Annotated in this window: 14 protein-coding genes and 1 pseudogene; 9 read left to right on the forward strand and 6 right to left on the reverse strand. The window is 59.3% G+C overall.

The window, feature by feature from the left end:
* Positions 1 to 10 precede the first annotated feature (10 nt).
* On the reverse strand, positions 11 to 712 hold the full coding sequence (locus tag GOW72_RS15375) for a GntR family transcriptional regulator (protein WP_170367442.1): 702 nt from the start codon (positions 710 to 712) through the stop codon (positions 11 to 13).
* A 102-nt stretch (positions 713 to 814) separates the two neighbouring features.
* Between GOW72_RS15375 and GOW72_RS15380 the strand changes: the two genes are divergently transcribed.
* The 6 genes and pseudogenes from GOW72_RS15380 (at position 815) to queF (ending at position 6,099) form a co-directional block, all read left to right on the forward strand.
* Positions 815 to 1,417 carry an amino acid synthesis family protein gene (locus GOW72_RS15380; RefSeq protein WP_170367443.1) on the forward strand — a complete coding sequence of 201 codons (603 nt, stop codon included), beginning with the start codon at positions 815 to 817 and terminating at the stop codon, positions 1,415 to 1,417.
* Positions 1,389 to 2,204: an alpha/beta fold hydrolase gene (locus tag GOW72_RS15385; RefSeq protein ID WP_170367444.1), complete on the forward strand. Its 816-nt coding sequence runs from the start codon at positions 1,389 to 1,391 to the stop codon at positions 2,202 to 2,204. Before GOW72_RS15380 ends, GOW72_RS15385 begins: the two co-directional genes overlap by 29 nt.
* Positions 2,201 to 3,115 (forward strand): flavin reductase family protein, encoded by a 915-nt coding sequence (locus GOW72_RS15390; protein ID WP_170367445.1) that lies wholly within the window; start codon positions 2,201 to 2,203, stop codon positions 3,113 to 3,115. Before GOW72_RS15385 ends, GOW72_RS15390 begins: the two co-directional genes overlap by 4 nt.
* Before the next feature lies 1 nt (position 3,116).
* On the forward strand, positions 3,117 to 4,154 hold the full coding sequence (locus GOW72_RS15395) for an LLM class flavin-dependent oxidoreductase (protein WP_170367446.1): 1,038 nt from the start codon (positions 3,117 to 3,119) through the stop codon (positions 4,152 to 4,154).
* Positions 4,155 to 4,165: 11 nt separating this feature from the next.
* Positions 4,166 to 5,629: an aldehyde dehydrogenase gene (locus GOW72_RS15400; protein ID WP_170367447.1), complete on the forward strand. Its 1,464-nt coding sequence runs from the start codon at positions 4,166 to 4,168 to the stop codon at positions 5,627 to 5,629.
* Between the two features lie 93 nt (positions 5,630 to 5,722).
* Positions 5,723 to 6,099 (forward strand): annotated as a pseudogene (queF, locus tag GOW72_RS15405) (preQ(1) synthase).
* An 18-nt stretch (positions 6,100 to 6,117) separates the two neighbouring features.
* Here queF and GOW72_RS15410 read toward each other — a convergent pair.
* The 4 genes from GOW72_RS15410 to GOW72_RS15425 all read right to left on the reverse strand — a co-directional run bounded on the left by GOW72_RS15410 (position 6,118) and on the right by GOW72_RS15425 (position 13,295).
* The gene (locus GOW72_RS15410; protein WP_170367448.1) at positions 6,118 to 7,038 is read right to left on the reverse strand and encodes a hypothetical protein; all 921 of its coding nucleotides are present in this window, start codon (positions 7,036 to 7,038) and stop codon (positions 6,118 to 6,120) included.
* 155 nt (positions 7,039 to 7,193) lie between these two features.
* Entirely contained in the window at positions 7,194 to 10,340 is a 3,147-nt protein-coding gene (locus tag GOW72_RS15415) for an adenylate/guanylate cyclase domain-containing protein (RefSeq protein ID WP_170367449.1), read from the reverse strand.
* Positions 10,341 to 10,849: 509 nt separating this feature from the next.
* Positions 10,850 to 11,917 (reverse strand): ParB/RepB/Spo0J family partition protein, encoded by a 1,068-nt coding sequence (locus GOW72_RS15420; RefSeq protein WP_170367450.1) that lies wholly within the window; start codon positions 11,915 to 11,917, stop codon positions 10,850 to 10,852.
* The gene (locus GOW72_RS15425) at positions 11,910 to 13,295 is read right to left on the reverse strand and encodes an AAA family ATPase (protein WP_170341760.1); all 1,386 of its coding nucleotides are present in this window, start codon (positions 13,293 to 13,295) and stop codon (positions 11,910 to 11,912) included. Before GOW72_RS15425 ends, GOW72_RS15420 begins: the two co-directional genes overlap by 8 nt.
* Before the next feature lie 582 nt (positions 13,296 to 13,877).
* Here GOW72_RS15425 and GOW72_RS15430 point away from each other — a divergent pair.
* Entirely contained in the window at positions 13,878 to 15,152 is a 1,275-nt protein-coding gene (locus GOW72_RS15430) for a replication initiation protein (protein WP_170367451.1), read from the forward strand.
* 21 nt (positions 15,153 to 15,173) lie between these two features.
* Here GOW72_RS15430 and GOW72_RS15435 read toward each other — a convergent pair whose 3' ends face one another.
* Entirely contained in the window at positions 15,174 to 17,615 is a 2,442-nt protein-coding gene (locus GOW72_RS15435; RefSeq protein ID WP_244952449.1) for a Tex family protein, read from the reverse strand.
* A gap of 162 nt (positions 17,616 to 17,777) precedes the next feature.
* On the opposite strand from GOW72_RS15435, the gene GOW72_RS15440 reads away from it, so the two are divergent.
* Entirely contained in the window at positions 17,778 to 19,991 is a 2,214-nt protein-coding gene (locus tag GOW72_RS15440; protein ID WP_170367452.1) for an NADP-dependent isocitrate dehydrogenase, read from the forward strand.
* A gap of 317 nt (positions 19,992 to 20,308) precedes the next feature.
* A complete protein-coding gene (locus GOW72_RS15445; protein ID WP_170367453.1) occupies positions 20,309 to 21,094 on the forward strand; it encodes a metallophosphoesterase family protein in 786 nt (261 codons plus the stop codon).
* Position 21,095: the final 1 nt, after the last annotated feature.

Consider the following 21,095-nt stretch of genomic DNA (forward strand, 5'->3'; position numbering starts at 1 on the left):
GGTGCAGGATCTAGCAGTGTGCGGCTTTGCCCAAGCCCTCTTCTGCATCGAACAGGGTCTCGGCAACCGACGCCGCATCGTCCAGATGCCGTTCGACGGCTCGGCGCGCGGCGGAGGGGTCGCCGGACTGAATCGCAGAACAGATGGCCTCCATATGTTCGATCCCGGGGCGGTCGCGTTCTGTTGCCGCCAAGGTCATCATCCGCAACCGGCTGATCCGACCATTCAGGCGCTGGACTACATCCCAAGCCACATGATGCCCTGCCCCCTCAAAAATCTCTGAGTAGAAATCGGAAGTGGCGCGGAAGATCGAGCCCGGTGTCTTGTCCACGAAACCTTGCTTGAGCCGCACCAGCGCCCCATGCAGGCTGCTGGCCCTGTCTGATGTGATATTGCGCGCGCAGTTCTCGGCGGCCGCGGTTTCCAGCATGCGGCGGATATCGTAGATCTGCCGTGCCTCGTCCCGTGTGATCGAAGCCACGATCGGCCCGCGCCCGGGCAGAATTTCGACCAGCCCCTCGGCCTCGAGATAGCGGATCGTTTCCCGGATAACTGTCCTGCTGACACCAAGCTGATCACATAGCGGACGTTCCACCAGCCGTTCGCCGGGCTGGAAAACACCTTCGATGATGGCCTCGCGCATACGCTCCTGCACCATGTCGCGCAGGGTTGCCGGAGGATGATCGATCTTGGTGAGTCTTGGCGTTGTCATGGACGGGAATCTACCTGTCGCGCGTTGCCTCAGCAAGGTATGATTGACATCCTGTCTTATGGTATACCATCATGCCGGAAACGGAATCACAGGAGCTTTGCGATGCCCTCCACCATCCGTAAAACACTGCTGCATGTCGAAAACACGCTGATCGAAGGTGGCAAAGCCGCCGAGCGCCCTTTGACCTTGATCGCGGCGGTTGCCGTCGTCACCAATCCCTGGGCGGGCCGCGGCTTTGTCGAAGATCTTCGTCCGGAGATACACGATTGTGCTCCGGGGCTGGGCCACATGCTGACCGAGATGATTCTCGAGGCGGCCGGCGGCGGTGACCGGGTTGAAGCCTATGGCAAAGCCGCCGTTGTCGGAGTGAATGGCGAGGTCGAGCACGGGTCGGCCCTGATCCATACCCTGAGGTTCGGAAATGCCTATCGCGAGGCGGTTGGTGCAAAATCCTACCTTGCCTTCACCAACACGCGCGGACCGGCGAATGCGGCCATGCAAATTCCCCTGATGGACAAGAATGATGGTGGGCGGCGCAGCCACTATCTGACCATCCACCTGCAGGTCGCCGACGCTCCGGCCCCGGATGAGATCATGATCGCTTTGGGCGCTTCGATCGGAGGGCGCCCGCATCACCGCATCGGAGATCGTTATCAGGATCTGAAGGATTTAGGACATGACGTCGACAATCCGGCAGCTGTCTGAACCATTCGGGCGCCTTGGCTTGCGCTTCGCCGGCCGCCCCGATGGCGAACCTCTGGTCCTGTTGCACGGGGTCGGTATGCAGTCGGAGGCCTGGGCACCGCAGATCGATGCCTTGTCCGACTTGCATGCGGTCTACGCACTGGATCTGCCAGGGCATGGCCAGTCCGGCCCGATCGCTGCGGGGGCGCAGTTACCAGCATTTGTGGAGTGGCTGCGGGCGGCGCTGGACGCTTTGAACCTGGATCACGTGAACCTTGTCGGTCATTCGATGGGCGCACTGATTGCCGGCGGGTTTGCGGTCGAACATCCCGATCGGGTCCGGCGCGTCGCCTTGCTGAACGGAGTGTTTCGTCGGGATGACCAGGCCCGGGACTCTGTGCTGGCGCGCGCCGGCTTGATCAGCGCCGGAACGTTTGATCTGGAAACCCCGCTGCAACGCTGGTTCGCAAACAGTCCGGCCGACCGCACCGCTCGGGACAGGGTCGCCGCATGGTTGGCCGCGGTCGACATAAACGGCTATTCGGCGGCCTACGATGCCTTTGCCCGGGGCGACATGGTCTACGCTGATCGCTACCCTCAGATCTCTTGCCCTTTGCTGGCGTTGACGGGTGCTGAGGATCCGAATTCCACACCCGACATGACCCGCGCCATCGCCGCGGCCGCCAAAGGGCAGGCGGTTATCGTCGAGGGTCATCGGCACATGGTGAACCTCACTGATCCAAAGACTGTCAACGCGGCCCTTGTTCAATGGCTGAAGACCCCAACGCACGAAAGGTCGCCCGCATGACCGATTTCGACCCTCGCGCCCTGCGCAGCGCGTTCGGAACCTTTCTCACCGGTGTCACGGTGGTCACGACCCATGACGAATCCGGCCGACCGATCGGCTTTACCGCCAATTCCTTTTCCTCGGTTTCGCTGGACCCTCCGCTGATATCGGTCTGTCTTGCCAATACATCCAGCAATTTCAACACATTCTCTGAAGCCACCGGATTCGCCGTCAACATCCTGTCGGAGGATCAGATCAGTGTTTCGAACACCTTCGCACGCCCTTCACAGGACCGGTTTGCCGGTGTCGATTGGAAGCCAGGACCCAACGGCGCACCAATCCTTGACGGGGTTTCAGCCTGGTTTGACTGCTCGGTTTTCAAGACGGTCGAAGCCGGCGACCACCTGATCCTGATCGGTCGGGTCGAGGCCTTCGACCACTCGATCGCACCTGGCCTGGGCTATGCCCGCGGCGCCTACGTGACGCCTGCCGCCGAAGCCCGGGCGCTGAACCGTCGCGCGGGCGTCGTGGTTTCCGCGTTGATCGAGCGGGACGGCCAGATCCTTCTGCTGGACGATGGCAACGGCGGGCTGACCATTCCGGCGACCGAGGACGTGGCCAACGGCGCCGATACTGCATTGGCCCAGTTGATCGCGGGATGTGGGATCAAGGCAGAACCGGGCTTCATCTATTCGGTCTACCAGGACAAGTCGCGACGACAGCATATCTCGTTCCTTTGCCAAGCCGAGGACGGGACCCCAGCCAACGGGGCTTTTACGCAGATCGTCGAGTCGACGCTGATGGATGTCGCGGACCCGGCGATCTGTACAATGCTGGAACGTTTTGCCCGGGAAAGCCGTTTGGGCAATTTCGGCATATACTACGGAGATGAAACCAGCGGACAGGTCAAACCGTTGGTTCGGGGGAGTTGAAATGAAGTTCTCGCTGTTTGCGCATATGGAGCGGATTTCGCCAGAGCAGGACCAGAAGCAGTTGTATGACGAGTTCATCCAACTGTGCAAAATCGCCGACGACGGCGGGATGCATGCCGTCTGGACGGGCGAGCACCACGGGATGAACTTTACCATAGCGCCCAACCCGTTTCTCAGCCTGATTGACGTGGCTCGGCACACCCGGAATGTCCGGCTGGGCACCGGGACCGTGATCGCGCCGTTCTGGCATCCGATCCGTTTGGCAGGCGAGGCCGCGATGACGGACATCATAACCGACGGTCGGCTGGATCTGGGCATTGCCCGCGGTGCCTACAGTTACGAATACGAACGCATGATGCCTGGAATGGATGCCTGGGAAGCCGGGCAGCGCATGCGCGAACTCATCCCTGCCGTGAAACAGCTCTGGCAGGGAGATTACGCCCATGACGGCGAATTCCACCAATTTCCCAGGACCACCTCGTCGCCCCTGCCCCTGCAACCTGGTGGGCCGCCCATCTGGGTGGCGGCACGCGACCCCAACAGCCACGAATTCGCCGTACGCTCAGGGTGCAACGTACAGGTCACGCCATTGTGGAACGGCGACGACGAGGTCATCGACCTGATGGCCAAGTTCAATGCCGCCTGCGCAAAGTTTCCTGACATGCCGCGCCCCAAGATCATGTTGCTGCGCCACACTTACGTGGCCGAAGATCAGAACGACGTGAAACAGGCCGCCATCGAGTTGAACCGGTTCTACTGCTATTTCGGTGCATGGTTCATGAACAAGCGTGACGTCACACAGGGCCTGATCGCCCCGCTGAGTGATGCCGAAATCGCCAAGCATCCGTTCTATTCGCCCCAGAACATGGAGCGGGACCTTGTCATCGGAACAGCCGATACCGTGATCGACCGGCTTCGGAGATGCGAGGAACTGGGGTATAACGAGTATTCATTCTGGATCGACTCCAGCATGCCGTTTGAACGCAAAAAGGCCTCGTTGGAGCGTTTCATCAAGGATGTGATGCCGGCCTTTCAATAGGGGAATTCTGGATGCAACGGTTTCAGAACTATATCGGCGGCACTTTCCGCGATGGCGACACTTGGTTCGAAAGTGTCGACCCATCTACAGGTGAGGCTTGGGCGCAGATGCCCGCCGCCAGCCAAGCCGATGTGGACCAGGCCGTGATGGCAGCGGACCAGGCCTTCAATTCCCCGGAATGGGCGTCATTGACCGCAACGGCGCGGGGCAAGCTGCTATATCGATTGGCAGATCTGGTCGCCGAAAACGCACCGAGACTGGCCGAGCTGGAAACCCGCGATACAGGCAAAATCATCCGCGAAACCTCGGCGCAGATTGCCTATGTCGCGGATTACTATCGTTACTACGCGGGCCTCGCGGACAAGATCGAAGGCGCCCATTTGCCCATCGACAAGCCAGATATGGAAGTTTGGCTGCGGCGAGAACCCGTGGGGGTTGTCGCGGCGATCGTGCCCTGGAACTCGCAATTGTTCCTGTCGGCGGTCAAGATCGGCCCGGCCCTGGCGGCCGGTTGCACAGTGGTGCTGAAGGCCTCGGAAGAGGCCCCTGCCCCAATGCTGGAATTCGCGCGGATCTTTCACAAGGCCGGGTTTCCCGAAGGCGTTCTGAATGTCCTGACGGGCGGGCCCGATGTCGGCGCTGCCTTGACCCGGCACGAAAGAATTGCCCATGTCGCCTTTACCGGCGGGCCGGAAACGGCACGGCATATCGTGCGAAACTCGGCAGAGAACCTGGCATCGACCTCTTTGGAGTTGGGTGGAAAGTCGCCCTTTATCGTGTTCGAGGACGCGGATCTGGACAGTGCGGTCAACGCTCAGGTTTCCGGAATTTTCGCGGCGTCGGGTCAAAGCTGCGTTGCCGGGTCGCGGCTTGTGGTTCAGGCATCGATCAAGGACGCGGTCCTGGACCGTCTGCGGCAAAAGGCCGAAGCGGTCGTGATCGGCGCACCGGATGATATGGCGACCGAAGTCGGGCCCCTGTGCACGCAGCGGCAGCAGAAATGGGCCGCCGAACTTGTCACCCGGTCGCAGGCCCAAGGCGCGCAATTGATTATTGGCGGCCAGCCACTTGATCACGCGGGATTCTACTTTCCACCGACCATTCTGGATTGCAGTCGGGCGCGCGATGCTGATTGCTTGACGCACGAATTCTTCGGCCCCGTCCTGTCGGTCGTTTCCTTCGAAACAGAAGATGAGGCCATCGCGATCGCAAACGATACCCGGTTTGGCCTGGCCTCGGGCGTGTTCACGCAAAACCTCACGCGGGCCCATCGGATGGTTCGGTCAATCCGAGCCGGCATTGTCTGGGTCAACACCTACCGCGCAGTCAGTCCGATCGCTCCGTTTGGGGGGCATGGATTGTCGGGGCATGGGCGCGAGGGCGGGCTGCAGGCTGCATTGGACTACACCAAAATCAAGTCCGTTTGGCTGCGCACCAGCGACGACCCTATTCCTGATCCTTTTGTCATGCGCTGACCCGCCGGCCACCTCGAAATGCGTAAAACTCGGCAGGAAACTCAGAGACCACGAAACAGATCGGCTTGGCAGTAGCTTGCCCACCGTTACACACTGCGCATCCCGGTTGCAGCGTATTCGAGTTGCAAAACAAGGGTTCAGATTCCACAAGCCGATTTCGAATAGTGCGTGAGGTTCACCGCGCCCGAATTCACTTCGCTCTGCCCGATGAATGGACAGGCTGACTATGGTCATCTGGTGATCGATTGAATTCGGGGGGCTGGCTTGTCAGGTCGAAGTCGCTGAAACTGTTCCTGGGATCGTTCCGAAACCACGGCTCCTTCCAAGAGAACTGCACCGTTTCCATTGCCCGGCGCCGGGTCAGGTTTCCGACGCAGCGGTGGTTGCGGATTGGAAGGCACTGGTATCCACGTGGCGGCATCCCGATCGACCTGTCTTGGCAAACAGGCGCGGGGTCTGCGTTTGGTTAACCCTGAACAGAAGCAGCCTTACTTGGTGGCGCTGACATCTCCGGGGATGCACCCACGGGCGCAGAACCTCATGTCGCTGGGCGCAACAGACCAAACGTCAACATCATTCGGCGGCTTGTTCTTGAAGTCGATATCAAGGCAACTTGCGGCCTTCGGAGTGTAGTACTTGTTTCTGGGGTCGACATTGCCGAGTTGGTCAAACCCGGAAATTAGACGCATATTCGGTCCCCATCTTTCGCCATGCAGTGTCAGATTGGAGTAATAAGCCATCAGCTTGATCGATTTACCCTGCGCGAACATCTTGTAGGTCATCTGGACCCCACCGATTGTCTTGTCGATCGGCCCCTGTTCCAACCCGGAACCAATCGAGATGACCCACCGGCGCTTGAGCGGGATGGAAATATCAACTCCGTCTTCACTGCATTCCAGCAATTTGTACGAAAAAATGTTCAGCACGGCGTTTGTTCTAATCGGGTTCGTGTGAAGCCTTAGAACGCTGTAAACCGGCTTGATGGTGGCACTTTGGATCGGAGCACCGTTGACGACACAATTTTTCTGCAGCACCGCAAGTTCCGTCAGAACCATGTCCGAAAAGGACGACGCAAAACCACCCTCCAAAGACTGCGCCATAAGCGCCGACATTCCGGGGGCCTCCAAAACCCGCGTGGAGTCTCCGTATTCACGGAAAAGTTCAACGGGATCCAAGGAAACCAACTGACGGTCAGCTGAAAACAGCAGGTTCTCAGGATCATTTTCATCCACGATTTGATGATACTGAAAGGTAAACAACTCGGTGCCGCCGGAGTACTGCGGTATCCCATCTTCAAATTTTACGGTTCCGTCTTCGGACAAAATCTCCTGGGCCTTTGCTGGTCCTTGGATTGCAAGCGCCATCGCTGCGCCAAGAATTGAAACGCCTAAAGCCTTAAGTCTGAACATGATTATCCCCAGTTTTTTGATCTAAAAATCGAAACAATGCCATCAAACACTATCAAATTTTCGTATATGTTTCAATAATCGCACCTTTCGGCAGTTCGGCTGAAGTTATGTCCAGACCAAAAACCTGGCGTAAAAACTGCGTCGAACCGGGTGGTTCACTTCATTGCGACTTCGGACTGCGCATTGCGCAAGGCCGCCTCGACCCGGTCGGTGAATGGGAGCTGGTACCGGACACTCCAGGATTTCTCACCCGCTCGCACAAGTTCGATCACCTTCAAGCCTTCAGCGATCTCTCCGGCCATCAAGTGCGCGTCTGCGAGCAACGTCTGAGCGTAGAGAACGATCTGAGTTGAACCTGTATCAACATAGGCGTCGATCCCGGCCGAGATCTCGGCGATCCCCTCGGCAGGGTGACCTTCTGATGCCCGCGCCCAGCCGTGCAGGATGCGGCCCCAGGCATCCCAGTAGTGGAACTCCCGTTGCCCACTGATCTCGAGAGCCCGGTTGACCATATTCAGCAATGCACTTGTGTCGCCCAATATCTGATAGATGGTCGCCAGGATGTTCAGCCCGTAGCAACGCGTGAAATCGTGTGGTTCACGACTGATCCGCTCAGCCAGTTCCGTTAGCTCGGCGCGAAACGTTTCGCCGTCTCCGCTTTGCAGCGCCACGGCCCAGCACCGCATCGCCTGATCAACCAAGTATATGTCTGCCTCGTGATAATTCAGCAGATCGTCCGGATCAGTTGCCCCGCGTAACGCAATCGCTCGGTCGAAAGCAGAAATGGCGACCTCCAGACGGCCGAGCATGAAGTTGCTCATGCCGATATTGTGCGCCGCGAGCGCCTCCATCGTCGGGTTTTCCGCGCGCCGTGCGACCTCCTCCAGGTAATCACACAAAGCCAACGCGCCCCTCGGATCGCCCAGAGTCAACTGAGCACCGAACTGCACATGCACGGCCAGAAACGCATCCGTCACACTGGCGGAGGAACGGTCAAGCAGGTGGCGGAACCGGTCCAGATTGGCCAAAACCTCTTTCGACCCGAACGCCCTGGTACTGAGGGCCACGTTCAGCATCTTGCGCAGCGAAATCTCTTCTCGATCCCGTTCGGGGCTTGGGGTGATTTTGTCGTTCTCGGTCAAGGCTTCATTGAGATGGTGGATGGTTTCTTCGTTGGCAAATCGCTCGCCCGAGATGACTGCCGCCCGGCGCCACGCGTCCCGGGCCTGTTTGGGCATGTCCGCGCGGGCATAGTGCTGGGCCAGCAATTCAGGGTTCTGACCCACAAGGTCACTGAACGAAGTGTCGAGAACCTCGGCGATCCGGCTGTGCACCGCCCGCGCCCGACTGGGCAACATCAGGTCATAGGCCGCGTCCCGTATCAAAGCGTGGCGGAACGCATAGGCGCCTCCCATATTGACCCCGCGCCGCACCAATATTTGCGCTTCGACCAACTCGTCCAACATGCGCAGGGTTGCCTCGTACGATTGACCGCTGACCGAACTGACCATCGCAGGCAGGATGTTGCGGTCAATGGCGGCGCAGACCGGCACGATATCGCGGGCCGTGCTCAGCCGGTCGAACATGGCCCAGAACAGTTCCTTGAGCGTCGATGGCAGTGCCTGTTGCATCTGCATTGCGGACGCGTCCGTCTGGTCGAAGAACCCGTCCTGGATCATTCGTGCCATCTCTTCCGCAAACAGAGGGACGCCATCCGTCCTGTTCGCGATCCGGTCTTTCATGGTCTGTGTCACTTGCTTGGACTGCAAAAGCGCATCCAGCATCTGGTGGACGTGGTCCCGGTCGAGGCGGGAAATCGTCAGCGGGACGACACCCTCCCGGCCTTCCCACGGTGGATGGTAGGACGGGCGGAACGTGCACATGATCATGACGGGCATGGACCTGAAGCGCTCGATCAACAAAGCGATGATTTCCTCAGTCGAGGGATCGATCCAATGCAGGTCTTCAAACAGCAACAGAACCGGTCGATGCCGCGCCAGCGCAGCAACGGTCTGCACCAAGGCCTCCTGAAACTGCTGCTTGAGCCGGTCAAAGGGCAGTTTCAGCAGGTCTTCCTCGGCCTCCACCGGCAACGACATGGCATAGGCAAACAAAGGAAGATAGTCTTCCGGAACCTCCGACCATTCCTGAAACAGTTGCCTGAGTTTGCGCAGCTTCCGCTGGTCGGAGTCGGTTCTGCGGAAATCGGCCATGTGGCTGATCCAGCTGAGAACCGGGAAATGGGCACTTCGCTCGTGGTTGGGCGAGCATTGGAACCCAAGCCGCAGATATTGTTGCTCTTCGAATCCGCGGGTCGCTTCCTCGACAAGACGCGATTTTCCGATGCCGGCCTCACCGGAAACCATAACCGCCTGCCCTTCTCCATTCAGTGCGGCCTGCCAATGCTTCTTGATCGTCGCGACCTCATCGACCCGGTTGACGAAGGGCGAGCCTTGAACTCCGGGACGCGCCTGAAACCGCAACATCGGCTCTTCCGCACTCAGAACTTTCCAGATGCCGATCGGGTTCTCAAACCCCTTGAGGCTTTGCTTCCCCTTCCACTCGCAGCGAAAGTTGCTCCCGATCAGCAGCTTGGTGTGCTCGCTGATGGCGACCGTCCCAGGGTCCGCCAGTTCCTGGATACGGGCCGCCAAATTCGGCACCTCACCGACCACCAGACCTCCCAAAGTCGAGTGATTGTCAACCACGGCTTCCCCGGAAGAAATCCCGACCCGAACCCCGATGACCTCACCCTTGCCGTGTTTGATACGACCAATGGAGCCGCAGATTTCCAGTCCGGCGGCAACAGCCCTTTCCGCATCGTTCTCTTCGACCGTCGGATAACCGAAATAAGCAACCACTCCATCTCCGATGAATTGGGCAATGTGCCCCTGGTGCCGGGTCACGACATCAAAACAAAGGGCTTGATAGTCGTGCAGAACGGAGCGGTACTCCTCAAGATCCAGATGACTGGACAATTCAGTCGATCCAACGAGATCGACAAAGACCAAAGTCAGATACCTGCGCTCGGGGACACCTTCCAATGCCGTGGGTTGAGGCGCGTGAGGCCCAGTTTGCGATGGCGTGAGAGCATTCTCGGAATGTGAAACGCCACCTTGATCCGAGCGAAGCGCCTCGATCGCCCGCATCATGCGTTTGCGATCCCCGAGGTTCAGTCCAAGCTCGACCAGGTCATTTTCAGTGAGGGTGGCAAGAACATCCAATTCGATCGCGTTCGAGGCGAACACATCATGGTACTTCTCAAGGGAATACCTCTCCAACCACGCCTTGATGTCAGCCATCTTCAGTCCTCGGTCGAAATTACTTCAATGTGCTTTGCCTTTTGTCCAATCGGCGTCAGTCAGAGAGACCTGGTTTCTGACGAAGCTAAAATATGTCCGACCGAATGCCGGCCCTTATAGTCAGCGCGTTGCGTATTAATTGCCAATGCAAGGCGGAACGCCCGAATTGTTGCCCCAACACGAACCTATCCCAAGTCGGAATTTGCGTCTACTGGCTGGCAAAATGCACCTTCGGGCCAAGCGGGATTCAATCAAGAACGCATCCAGCCAGAATTGGCCCAGCCGACGTTCACACTACCCAAGTTTCAGTCTGTCTCTCCGCTACTCATAGCGGTGGCGGTTCGGCGTCAAAATGGTCAAACGCCGGCTTATTGGAAACAAACCGAGCGTCCGTCATAATGATCATAATTATTCCTTTTTGCATACTACAGGGGAAGTGGCGGAAAGGTACCTGTTTACAGGAAGGTTTGGCCCGTGGAAGCACAGGCCAAACCAATGGTAAAAAATGGTCAGCCCAAATGTTCGACGAGCCGTTCCAACAACCGCGCGGCTTCGTCTACGCTCAGAGTCCGGCCGCGAAGATGTATCCGCAATTCGCCCGCTGATACCTCTGCTCGCAATTCTCCGCCTTTGGGCAGCGTCTGAATAGGCAGCCGTTGAATCTGTTTCGGGCGGCCCCCACGCGGCTTTTCCTGAGTCGGTGCAGGCGCGTCTTTCAACGCAGCCTCTATCACGGTCAGTTCCGATTTCGGGTCCGTGGCCTCACCCCGGGACAAGGCCTCCCTCAGCTTGGCCTGCGCGCCATCCCGGATAGCCGCGGCAATCCTGAGACCTGCCTTTTCCGACAACGCAACCGGGTACTGCAGTAAGTCGCCCAAGGCCTCGTGAACCACCGCAAAGCTGCGGACCTTGGACCTTTTGGCCTTGGAGGCTGCGGCGAACAGAACATCCACGGCGGCTTCGGTCGACGGGAACACACCCTGCCCCACAGCGAGGACAGCGATGCGCCCACGTTCATACGGGCTGAGGTTTGATCGAAGTTCGTTCTCCTCGACCATCGAAACATACGCCCCCTGCCCTGCGCCAGCCTGGCGCACGAACGCGGGAATTTGGGCGAATTTCGGGTCACCGCCGGCCAAACGGCGGAAGGCGTCCAACCGGCGATAGCCCGATATCAGGCCATAGCCATCCTCGGTTTTGGTCACCTCGATCGGCGTCCGCAGTCCGTTGGAGCGCAGAGATTCCAGCAGTTCGGACATTGCCTCTTCGTCATCGACCATGCGGTCGCGCCGCAAGAAATCGGCGTCGATCTGATCGATGGGCACCATCTCTGCGACCAAGCCCGCGTCCTGGGCATCCCGCCAACGCGCAGCGTCGCCCTGGTCTTTTGCAAGGGTTGCGCGGTCGGTCACTGCTGCCATGCCATTCAGCGTCGCGGCCTCTGCCGCGACCTGCGCGATTGGCGGAGTTGACGGGTTGGCCTCGAACGGGCTGATCGAGGGTTTCGCGGCGAAACCAGCCTCGAGTTGTTCAAGTTCCGCCGCATCCGGCGCCGTCAGTCTTCTGCGTTTAGCCATCTGCCTGTCCTCCCATCTGGGCGTCGCGCCACCAACACCCGATCAGCACTTCTTTGAATTCCGCGTAAGTTCGATCGAAGGTCTCTCGCCCCCGGACATAGGTGTCGCGGTTAAAGTCACGGTAGTCCGCTTCGTAGATTCCGTTCACCTGTTCTCCGGCCTGTCCCACCAAAGCGGTGTAGTCCTGCCGATAGGCGTTCATGAAGTCACCGAAATACGCCTGTATTACGTTGGCCATGTCCGTTTGCTGACTGGCGTCGAACCGGGTGATGATCGCGCGCACGACATCCCACTCGAACTTGAGTTCGGGCAACCCAGCCGCCCTTTGTGCCGCGTTCTCGCCATCCTCGATACTGGCGAATGTGGTGTAGAGCATGTCAAAGAAGCGCCCGGTGGAATCAAATTCCAGGAATGAAGCTCCGAGTGGCACCAGCAAAATGTCCGCTGCGGCCAGCGCATTGATCGTTAGGTACCCAAGTGCAGGAGGAGTATCGAGGAATACGATGTCGTAATCATTCAATACGGCCTCGTCCTGCAAGAAGTTGGTGAGCCCGTCCCACAGCGGCCAACTGCGAAGGCCCATCCGCCAGACCGGGATCTGAAATTCAGCCCAATAGAGGTTTAGTTGAGCACCAATGAGATCAATGTTGGGCCAATGGGTCTTCTGGATGACATCTTGAGGTTGGGTTCTCAGTGCCTCTTGCAGAGTTTCATCCAATGGGATTTCGGGTTGACCGGCAGCGGCGCGGACCCTGTTCTCTTCCTGAACCGCGCGCGCATAGTCTTTTGCGATCAAGGGGAAGACTGTCTGCCATTCATCCGCGACGCGACCACCCAGGATCGACGTCATGGATCCCTGGCTATCAAGATCAATCACCAGCACTTTATAACCGTCCAACGCGGCCGACATTGCCAGATGAGCAGCGGTGGACGTCTTGCCCACGCCACCTTTGAAATTGGCAACGGCAACAACTTTTGCCGGCAGATTTTCCGGCCGGTAGGGCAGGTATTCCTTGGTGCTTACACCTTCGGCCGCGAAATGGCGCCTCAAGGTCAGAACTTCTTCGAGGGTGAACCATTTCGATCCTGCTTCGCCTTCGCCTTGCGGGAGGTCAGGATTTGCCTTGAGGACGCGGCGCAGGTGGGCCGGAGCCACCGGGATCAGGTATTTGGTAATCTCCCAAATCGAAAACCGGCGGAGGCGCTTTTCGCCATCGGGCGCATACCCGCGGCGGGCTAGATCTTCGCGCCCTTTGGCACAGAAGGTTGCAGCTTTTGCGAATCGTGATGTCCCGATAGGATCGGGTAACTTTGATGCAGCCTTGGCCGGATCCAGGTTGAAGTACGGCGGTAGAGCAGGTTGTTTAGATTTTGTCACTGTCGATGCCTCGAATAATGTTCGCCTTTCCGGCGTATATCAGGAAATGTACCGAACATTTTCCTTCTGCGCTATCCTCGAAAGAGCAGTTTTCCACAGAAGAATGCCGAAGAGTTCGGTTTCGCGACGAAACCGGCATTTATTCTCAGAAAAGGGCACACCAAAGAGTTTATTTTCTTTAAGGGTTTTAGATTCTTTGACGACAGAAAACATAAATAAATCATATATTTGTGGTCGCATCGGCACCCGGATACAGGACCAAGGGTTCCTGGCTTCGGGTTAAAAGGGACCTGTATACAGGATCAAAGGGTCCCGAATCCGGGGAGAAGGGCACCGATTCGCGGTTCGGCTCTATCGTGGGCTATTTAGGGTCTAATCCAAGTGCGTTGATCGCCGCCTACGCGGGTCACGACTCCAAGTGTGAAACAATTGGCCCCGGCTTCTGTGGATAACTGGGTCGCCGATTCGGATAGGTACCTGTCTACGGGATTCGCTCCATCCTGTATATGGGGACCCAAATTCAGTTGATCCATGGGTACCTTTTGTGTCACAAACTTTGGAAACGAGCAGCCGGGCAGAATCATGCCGGATACACAACTGGACATGGATCACCTCTCAGGCGCTTTGCGTCGGGAAACGGTGAAAAAAAATGTGGCCGCGATCCATATCAGCGGCAAGCTGACGCTGTTGCAGCGAAAGCTTTCCAATGTGTTGCTTCTCAATGCCTACGACTCACTGACCACGGCGCAGACCCATACGATCGATGCCCGCACCCTGGCGATGATGGTGGGCTACAACTCGAACGACTTCGACACATTGCGCGCCAGCCTGAGAGCGCTTGCCGAGACAGTGGCCGAATGGGACATGCTCGATGAAAAAGGTCGGCAAGAGTGGGGCGTGTCGTCCTTGCTGAGTTTCGCCAAGCTCAAGGGCGGGATCTGCGAATATGCCTATTCTCCGGCCTTGGCGCAGAAGCTGTACGATCCGAAGATCTATGCGTTGATCAATGTGCATATCCAGCGCAATTTCAGCTCGGGGCACGGGCTGGCCTTGTATGAAAACTGTTATCGTTTCGTCCGTACCGGGTCGACCGGGTGGTGGACGCTCGAGGTGTTCCGCAAGTTGATGGGTGTGGACGGCAGCGACTATTACACGAGCTTCAAACACCTGAATGCCAAGATCATCAAACCCGCAGTGGTCGAGGTGAACAAAAGCTCGGATATTCTGATCGAGCCCGAGTTCCGCAAGAAGGGCCGCAGCGTCACCGACATTCGGTTCCTGATCAAGGCGAACCCGCAGAAGGCAATGTTCGAGATCGACGACAGCGATGGGGTGCGCAACCTGGCGGTCTACAAAACCTTGCGCAAACAAGGGGTGTCCGATCGGCTGGCGCGTCAGTGGATATCTGAGCATGGTGAGGATTACGTTCAGCAGAAGCTGGACTATGTAGCCGGGCAGGGGGACGTGAAATCAACGCTGGGATATCTTTCGGCCGCCTTGCGCGATGACTACAAGGCCCCCGCGGCAGAGACAGTGAAACCGCCCAGTCCCGAGGCGCTGGCCGCAGCCAAGCAGCGGGAGGAAGAGAAGGCACGCGAAGATCAAGCTTATGCCGCGCGGGTGGCAGAACGTGCTGAGCGTGCCCGCAAGCTGGCCATCGTCGAAGATCTGGTTTCGCGGCGAAACCCCACTCAACGGGATGCCGACAAACGCTTGTTCATGTCGACTTTGTCGGACGAGCTAGACCGAGAGAATTTCCGGCAACACGGATGGCGATCAGGTTTGAACGCCAACGCCATTTTCGCCTTTTGGGAGGAGTTGGAGCCCGATGCGTTCCAGACGGAAACCCCCGCCTGAGGCTCAGGCGGGGCAGGGGGCTTATTGATTTTTCAGTGCATTTTGCAGCGCATCCCCAATCGCGCTGTGCTGCGCATTATGGGCAGATTTTGCGCGTTGTAGTTTCGGGACGCCTTTATTCTTTTCGCGCGTGTTCTGGCCTTTGACGTCGCGATCTTGCCTTGCAGAAGCCCCGCCATCCTTGCGCATGCTCAGCCCGATCCGCTTGCGAGGCACGTCCACTTCGACCACACGAACGCGCACGACCTGACCAGCCTTGACCACCTCATGCGGGTCTTTAACGAACCGGTCGGCCAGCTGGCTGACATGCACCAGCCCGTCCTGATGTACGCCGATATCGACGAAGGCGCCAAAGGCAGCGACGTTGGTCACGGTGCCTTCCAGCATCATGCCGGGTTTGAGGTCGGTGATCTCCTCGACACCTTCCTTGAAACTGGCGGTCACGAAACTGGGGCGCGGGTCGCGGCCGGGCTTTTCCAACTCGGCAAAGATGTCGCGCACCGTGGGCAGGCCGAAGCGGTCATCGACGAACTGTTCGGCGCGTAGACCACGCAGCGCACCGTCATTTCCCATGATCTGACGGATGTCGCGGCCGCAGGCCCGCACGATGCGGCGGGCCACGTCATAGGCCTCGGGGTGGACGGCCGAGGCGTCCAACGGCTCATCCCCGTCGCGGATGCGCAGAAAGCCCGCGCATTGTTCAAAAGCGCGGGGGCCGAGGCGCGCGACCTTCAGAAGATCCTGCCGCGACCGGAACGCGCCGTTCAGGTCGCGATGCGCAACGATGGCTTCGGCCAGACCGGGACCCAGGCCGGAGACATTGGCCAGCAGCGGCGCCGAGGCGGTGTTCAGATCGACGCCCACGGCGTTCACCACGTCTTCGATCACTGCCTCCAGAGACTGGCTCAGCCGGTGTTGATCGACGTCGTGTTGATACTGGCCGACGCCGATGCTCTTGGGTTCGATCTTGACCAGCTCGGCCAGCGGGTCCTGCAGGCGGCGGGCGATCGATACCGCGCCACGTAGCGAGACATCCAGATGGGGAAATTCGCGCGCGGCCAGTTCCGAAGCGGAATAGACCGAGGCCCCGGCCTCGGACACCACGACCTTGGTGGGGGCCCGCACCCCTTTGGGTTGCAGTTTCAGCGTGTCGGCCACCAACCGCTCGGTCTCGCGGCTGGCGGTGCCGTTGCCGATGGCGATCAGTTCAACCTTGTGGGTGGCGATCAGGTTCAGGATGGTGGCCTGTGCGCCGCGCAGATCGTTCTTGGGTTGGAACGGATAGAGCGTGTCGGTCGCCACCAGCTTGCCCGTCGCGTCCACCACCGCGGCCTTGACGCCGGTGCGGATGCCCGGGTCCAGCCCCAGAGTGGGGCGAGGTCCGGCAGGGGCGGCAAAAAGCAAGTCCTTGAGATTGCGTGCAAAAACCTGAATGGCCTCCTCCTGCGCGCGGCTGCGCAGATCGGCCATCAGCTCGACCATCATCGACAGCGACAGCTTTACCCGCCAGGTCCAGCCTGCGGCCTTGCGCAGCCAGGCATCGCCCGGCCCGTCGCTGCGCGTCTGCAGATGGGCGGCCACGATCGCCTCGGCCCGGGCGGCGCCGGTTTCCGGGTCGGGGGCGATGTCCAGCGTCACGATCCCCTCTTTCGAGGCGCGCAGCATCGCCAGCGCCCGGTGCGAAGGCACCTTGGCCCAGGGCTCGGCATGGTCGAAATAGTCGCTGAACTTGGCGCCTTCCTGTTCCTTGCCCTCGATCACCTTCGAGGTCAGCAGCGCCTCGGCCTGCATGAAGCTGCGCAGCTCGCCCAGAAGGGCGGCGTTTTCGGTCAGACGCTCGGTGATGATGTCGCGCGCGCCATTCAGCGCGTCCTTGGTGGTGGGCACGGCCTCGGTCACATAGGCCTGGGCCAGAACTTCGGGGTCGGCGCTGCGGTCGGCCAGGATCGCGTCGGCCAGCGGCTCCAGCCCGTTTTCCCGCGCGATCATCGCCTTGGTGCGACGCTTGGGTTTGTAGGGCAGGTAGATGTCTTCCAGCTGTGCCTTGGTTTCGGCGCGGGCAATGGATTTGGCCAGATCGTCGGTCAGCTTCCCTTGATCCTTGATCGATTTCAGGATCGTCTCGCGCCGCGCCTCAAGCTCGCGCAGATAGGCCAACCGGTCGGACAGGGTGCGCAGCTGGCTGTCATCCAGCCCGCCCGTCACCTCTTTGCGGTAGCGCGCCACGAAGGGCACGGTGGCGCCTTCGTCCAGCAGCTTGACCGCTGCGTCCACCTGTTCGGGGCGGGCATTGATTTCCGTGGCGATGGTGCGGGCGATACGGTCCAACGGGGCCTCCTTGATCTCGGGTTGGAGAACCGTCTTAGCCAGCGCCCGCGCCAAGGGAAAGGCGTCGCGTATCGTCGGCGGGCTGAAAATACGGGCATATGCGCGGTTTTGCGCAAACTGGGTCAAAATGCGCATTCAGTTGCGATTGATCCCGGGCCCCGGGTGATTTAAGGGAAGCCCTGTCAAATCAGAGTCACCCCGGAGCGGAACAGCATTCACGCTCCTCGCACGCCGCGCCGCACGCGGCACAACTCTCGGATCGCACGCCCCTGAAAGGCTTAAAAAAGGTAAGGGAACATGGCAGAAAAATCGAACTTCGACATATTGTATACCATCGTAGACGAAGCGCCGGAGCTGGCCAGTGCCTCGTTCCTGCCCATCATCCGCAAATTCGCCTCGGCCGCGGGCGTCAGCGTTGGAACCAAGGATATTTCGCTGGCCGGGCGCATCATCGCGGCCTTCCCCGAAAACCTGACCGAAGAGCAGCGTCAGCCCGACGATCTGGCCGCCTTGGGTGAGCTGGTGAAAACCCCCGAGGCCAACGTGATCAAGCTGCCCAACATCTCGGCCTCGGTGCCGCAGCTGGTCGCTGCCATCAAGGAACTGCAGGGGCAGGGCTATGACATCCCGGACTACCCCGAGGATCCCAAGACCGACGCCGAGAAAGAGATCCGCGCCCGCTATGACGCGATCAAGGGCTCGGCCGTGAACCCGGTTCTGCGCGAGGGCAACAGCGACCGCCGCGCGGCCAAGGCGGTCAAACGCTATGCGCAGCAGCATCCGCATTCGATGGGCGAATGGACGGCCGACAGCAAGACCAAGGTGTCGTCGATGCCGGGCAATGATTTCTATGCCAACGAGAAATCGGCCACCATCACTGCAGACCAGGCCGGTGACGCGCGGATCGAATTCGTGAGCAAGGACGGTGGTGTTACCGTCCTGAAAGACGGCTGGACGCTGGAAGAGGGCACCGTTGCGGACGCCACTTTCATGTCAGTCAAGGCGCTGTCGGAGTTCCTGGATGCCGCGATTGAGGACACCAAGAAAGACGGCACGATGTTCTCGCTGCACATGAAGGCGACGATGATGAAGGTCAGTGACCCGATCATTTTCGGCTATGCTGTCAAGTCGTGGCTGGCGCCGGTGTTCGAAAAATTCGGCGACCGCATGGCACAGCTGGGCGTCAACCCGAACTCCGGCTTGGGCGATCTGCTGAACCGCGTCAAGGACGATGCCGAGATCATGGCCGCGATCGAAGCGGTCAAGGCCGAGCGTCCCTCGATGTACATGGTCGACAGCGACAAGGGCATCACCAACCTGCACGTGCCGTCGGACGTGATCATCGACGCCTCGATGCCGGCCGTGATCCGCGCGGGTGGCAAGGGCTGGGACGAGAGCGGCAAGAAGGGCGACACCAACTGCGTGATCCCCGACCGCTGCTATGCGCCGGTCTATGACGAGACCATCAATTTCTTCAAAGCCAACGGCGCGCTGAACCCGGCGACCGCCGGTTCGGTGGCCAATGTGGGCCTGATGGCCCAGAAGGCCGAGGAATATGGCAGCCACCCGACCACATTTGAGGCGCCCGCCGACGGCACGATCCGCATCGTTCTGGCCAATGGCGAAACCCTGCATTCGCATGAGGTCGAAAAGGGTGACATCTGGCGCGCTTGCACCGCCAAGAAAGCCCCGATTGAGAACTGGATCCAACTGGCGATGGACCGTCAGCGTCTGACCGGCTCCGAGGCGATCTTCTGGCTGGATGCGAACCGCGCCCATGACGCCGAGCTGATCAAATACGTCAAGCCGGCGCTCGAGGCTGCGGGCGTAGCCGACAAGTTCCTGATCCTGGCGCCGCGTGAGGCGACCCGCAAGTCGCTGGGAACCATCACCGCCGGCAAGGACAGCATCGCCATCACCGGCAACGTGCTGCGCGACTATCTGACCGACCTGTTCCCGATCCTCGAACTGGGCACCTCGGCCAAGATGCTGTCGATCGTCAAGCTGATGAATGGCGGCGGCCTGTTCGAAACCGGTGCAGGTGGCTCGGCGCCCAAGCACGTTCAGCAGCTGGTCGAGGAAAACCACCTGCGTTGGGACTCGATGGGCGAATTCTGCGCGTTGGGTGAATCGCTGAATTTCCTGGCCGACAGCCGCGGAAACGCCAAGGCCGCCGTTCTGGGCGCTGCGGCCGAGGCCGCAACGCAGGGCATCCTGGACCACGACCGCTCGCCCAGCCGCAAGGTTGGCGAGCCGGACAACCGCGACAGCCACTATTGGTTCGCCCGATACTGGGCCGAGGCACTGGCCGCGCAGTCGGATGATGCTGAACTGGCCGCGCATTTTGCTCCGATCGCCAAAGAACTGGCGGAGAAGGAAGAGCCGATCCTCTCCGAACTGCTGGCCGCTCAAGGCAAACCTGCAGATCTGGGCGGCTACTACCACGGCGATCGCACCAAAACTGCGGCGGTGATGCGCCCCAGCGCGACACTGAACGCGATCATTGGCTGAATTCAGAAGGCCGGGCGAATGAGCCCGGCCTTTTTGTTTCGTCGGATCAGGCGACAGTTATTTTTTTTCCGAGCTATTGTTTGCTTTTGCTTGATTGGCCGGACCTGAACAGTTCCAGCACGACCTGGGTTGGACAAAGGGAGTTGCGGCACGGTTCTCAGCCGGTATCATCCCAGAAAGTTTGCACCGTCGAACGGTTCGGCCGGACAGTGCAGTTGATTTGTTAAAGGGTGTTTCAGAGCTCCTGTGTTCCCAGAAATTGGAACCAGGGCTGGCGCTGGATTTAGATTGCCGGACACGGTCGGCGGAGAGTGGTCATGAGTACGCTGAAGATCGCGGTACTGTCCGACATACATGGAAACGCCACGGCGTATGCGACCGCGATCCAAAAGGCCGAAGCTTTTGTGCCGGACGTCGTCGTCATGTTGGGCGATCTGCTGACATATGGTGTGCGCCCTCGGCAGGTGTTGGAACTGACCGACCAACTGATGGCTCGCCAAAACTGCGTGTTCATCCGCGGCAACCACGACCAGTTCTATTTCGATCTGGATAAAGGTAACCCGTCCTTCTACGACAACATTGCAGGATTTGTGTTGGAGTCCGTCGAATGGACGCATGGTGAGGTCCGGGGCGACCCACCGTTGGCTGACCGATACCCATGGGCCGACCGCCATAGCATGGGGCCGATCCTGTTCTCACATGCCAACCCTTACGATTATGGGGACTGGTCCTATGTCTCGAAACCGGAACAATGGGCACCAGCGGCAGCGGCCTTGCGACACATGGGAAAGACGGTCGGGGTCTTTGGGCATTCGCACCGGGCCTTTGCCGTCATGATCGACGAAGCCGGAAGACCGACACCTGCGGATCAACGCAAGTGGATAAGGATTCCGAAAGGGTCTGTGCTACTGCTGAATCCCGGAGCGGTCGGGCAGGGGCGGGGCACGGGCCTGTCTTATCTGACCCTCGAGCTGGATGGCGACCGGGTTAGAATCGACATCCCGTCGATCAGCTTCGATCTGGAACATATCCGCGCGGATATTCAGGCCACTGACCTCAGTCAGGGGACAAAGGAACGGCTTATTTCATTCATGGAGAAATGAA

Origin of the sequence: Ruegeria arenilitoris, from assembly GCF_013032855.1 — a bacterium.
In the GTDB taxonomy this organism is placed as follows: Bacteria; Pseudomonadota; Alphaproteobacteria; order Rhodobacterales; family Rhodobacteraceae; genus Ruegeria; species Ruegeria arenilitoris.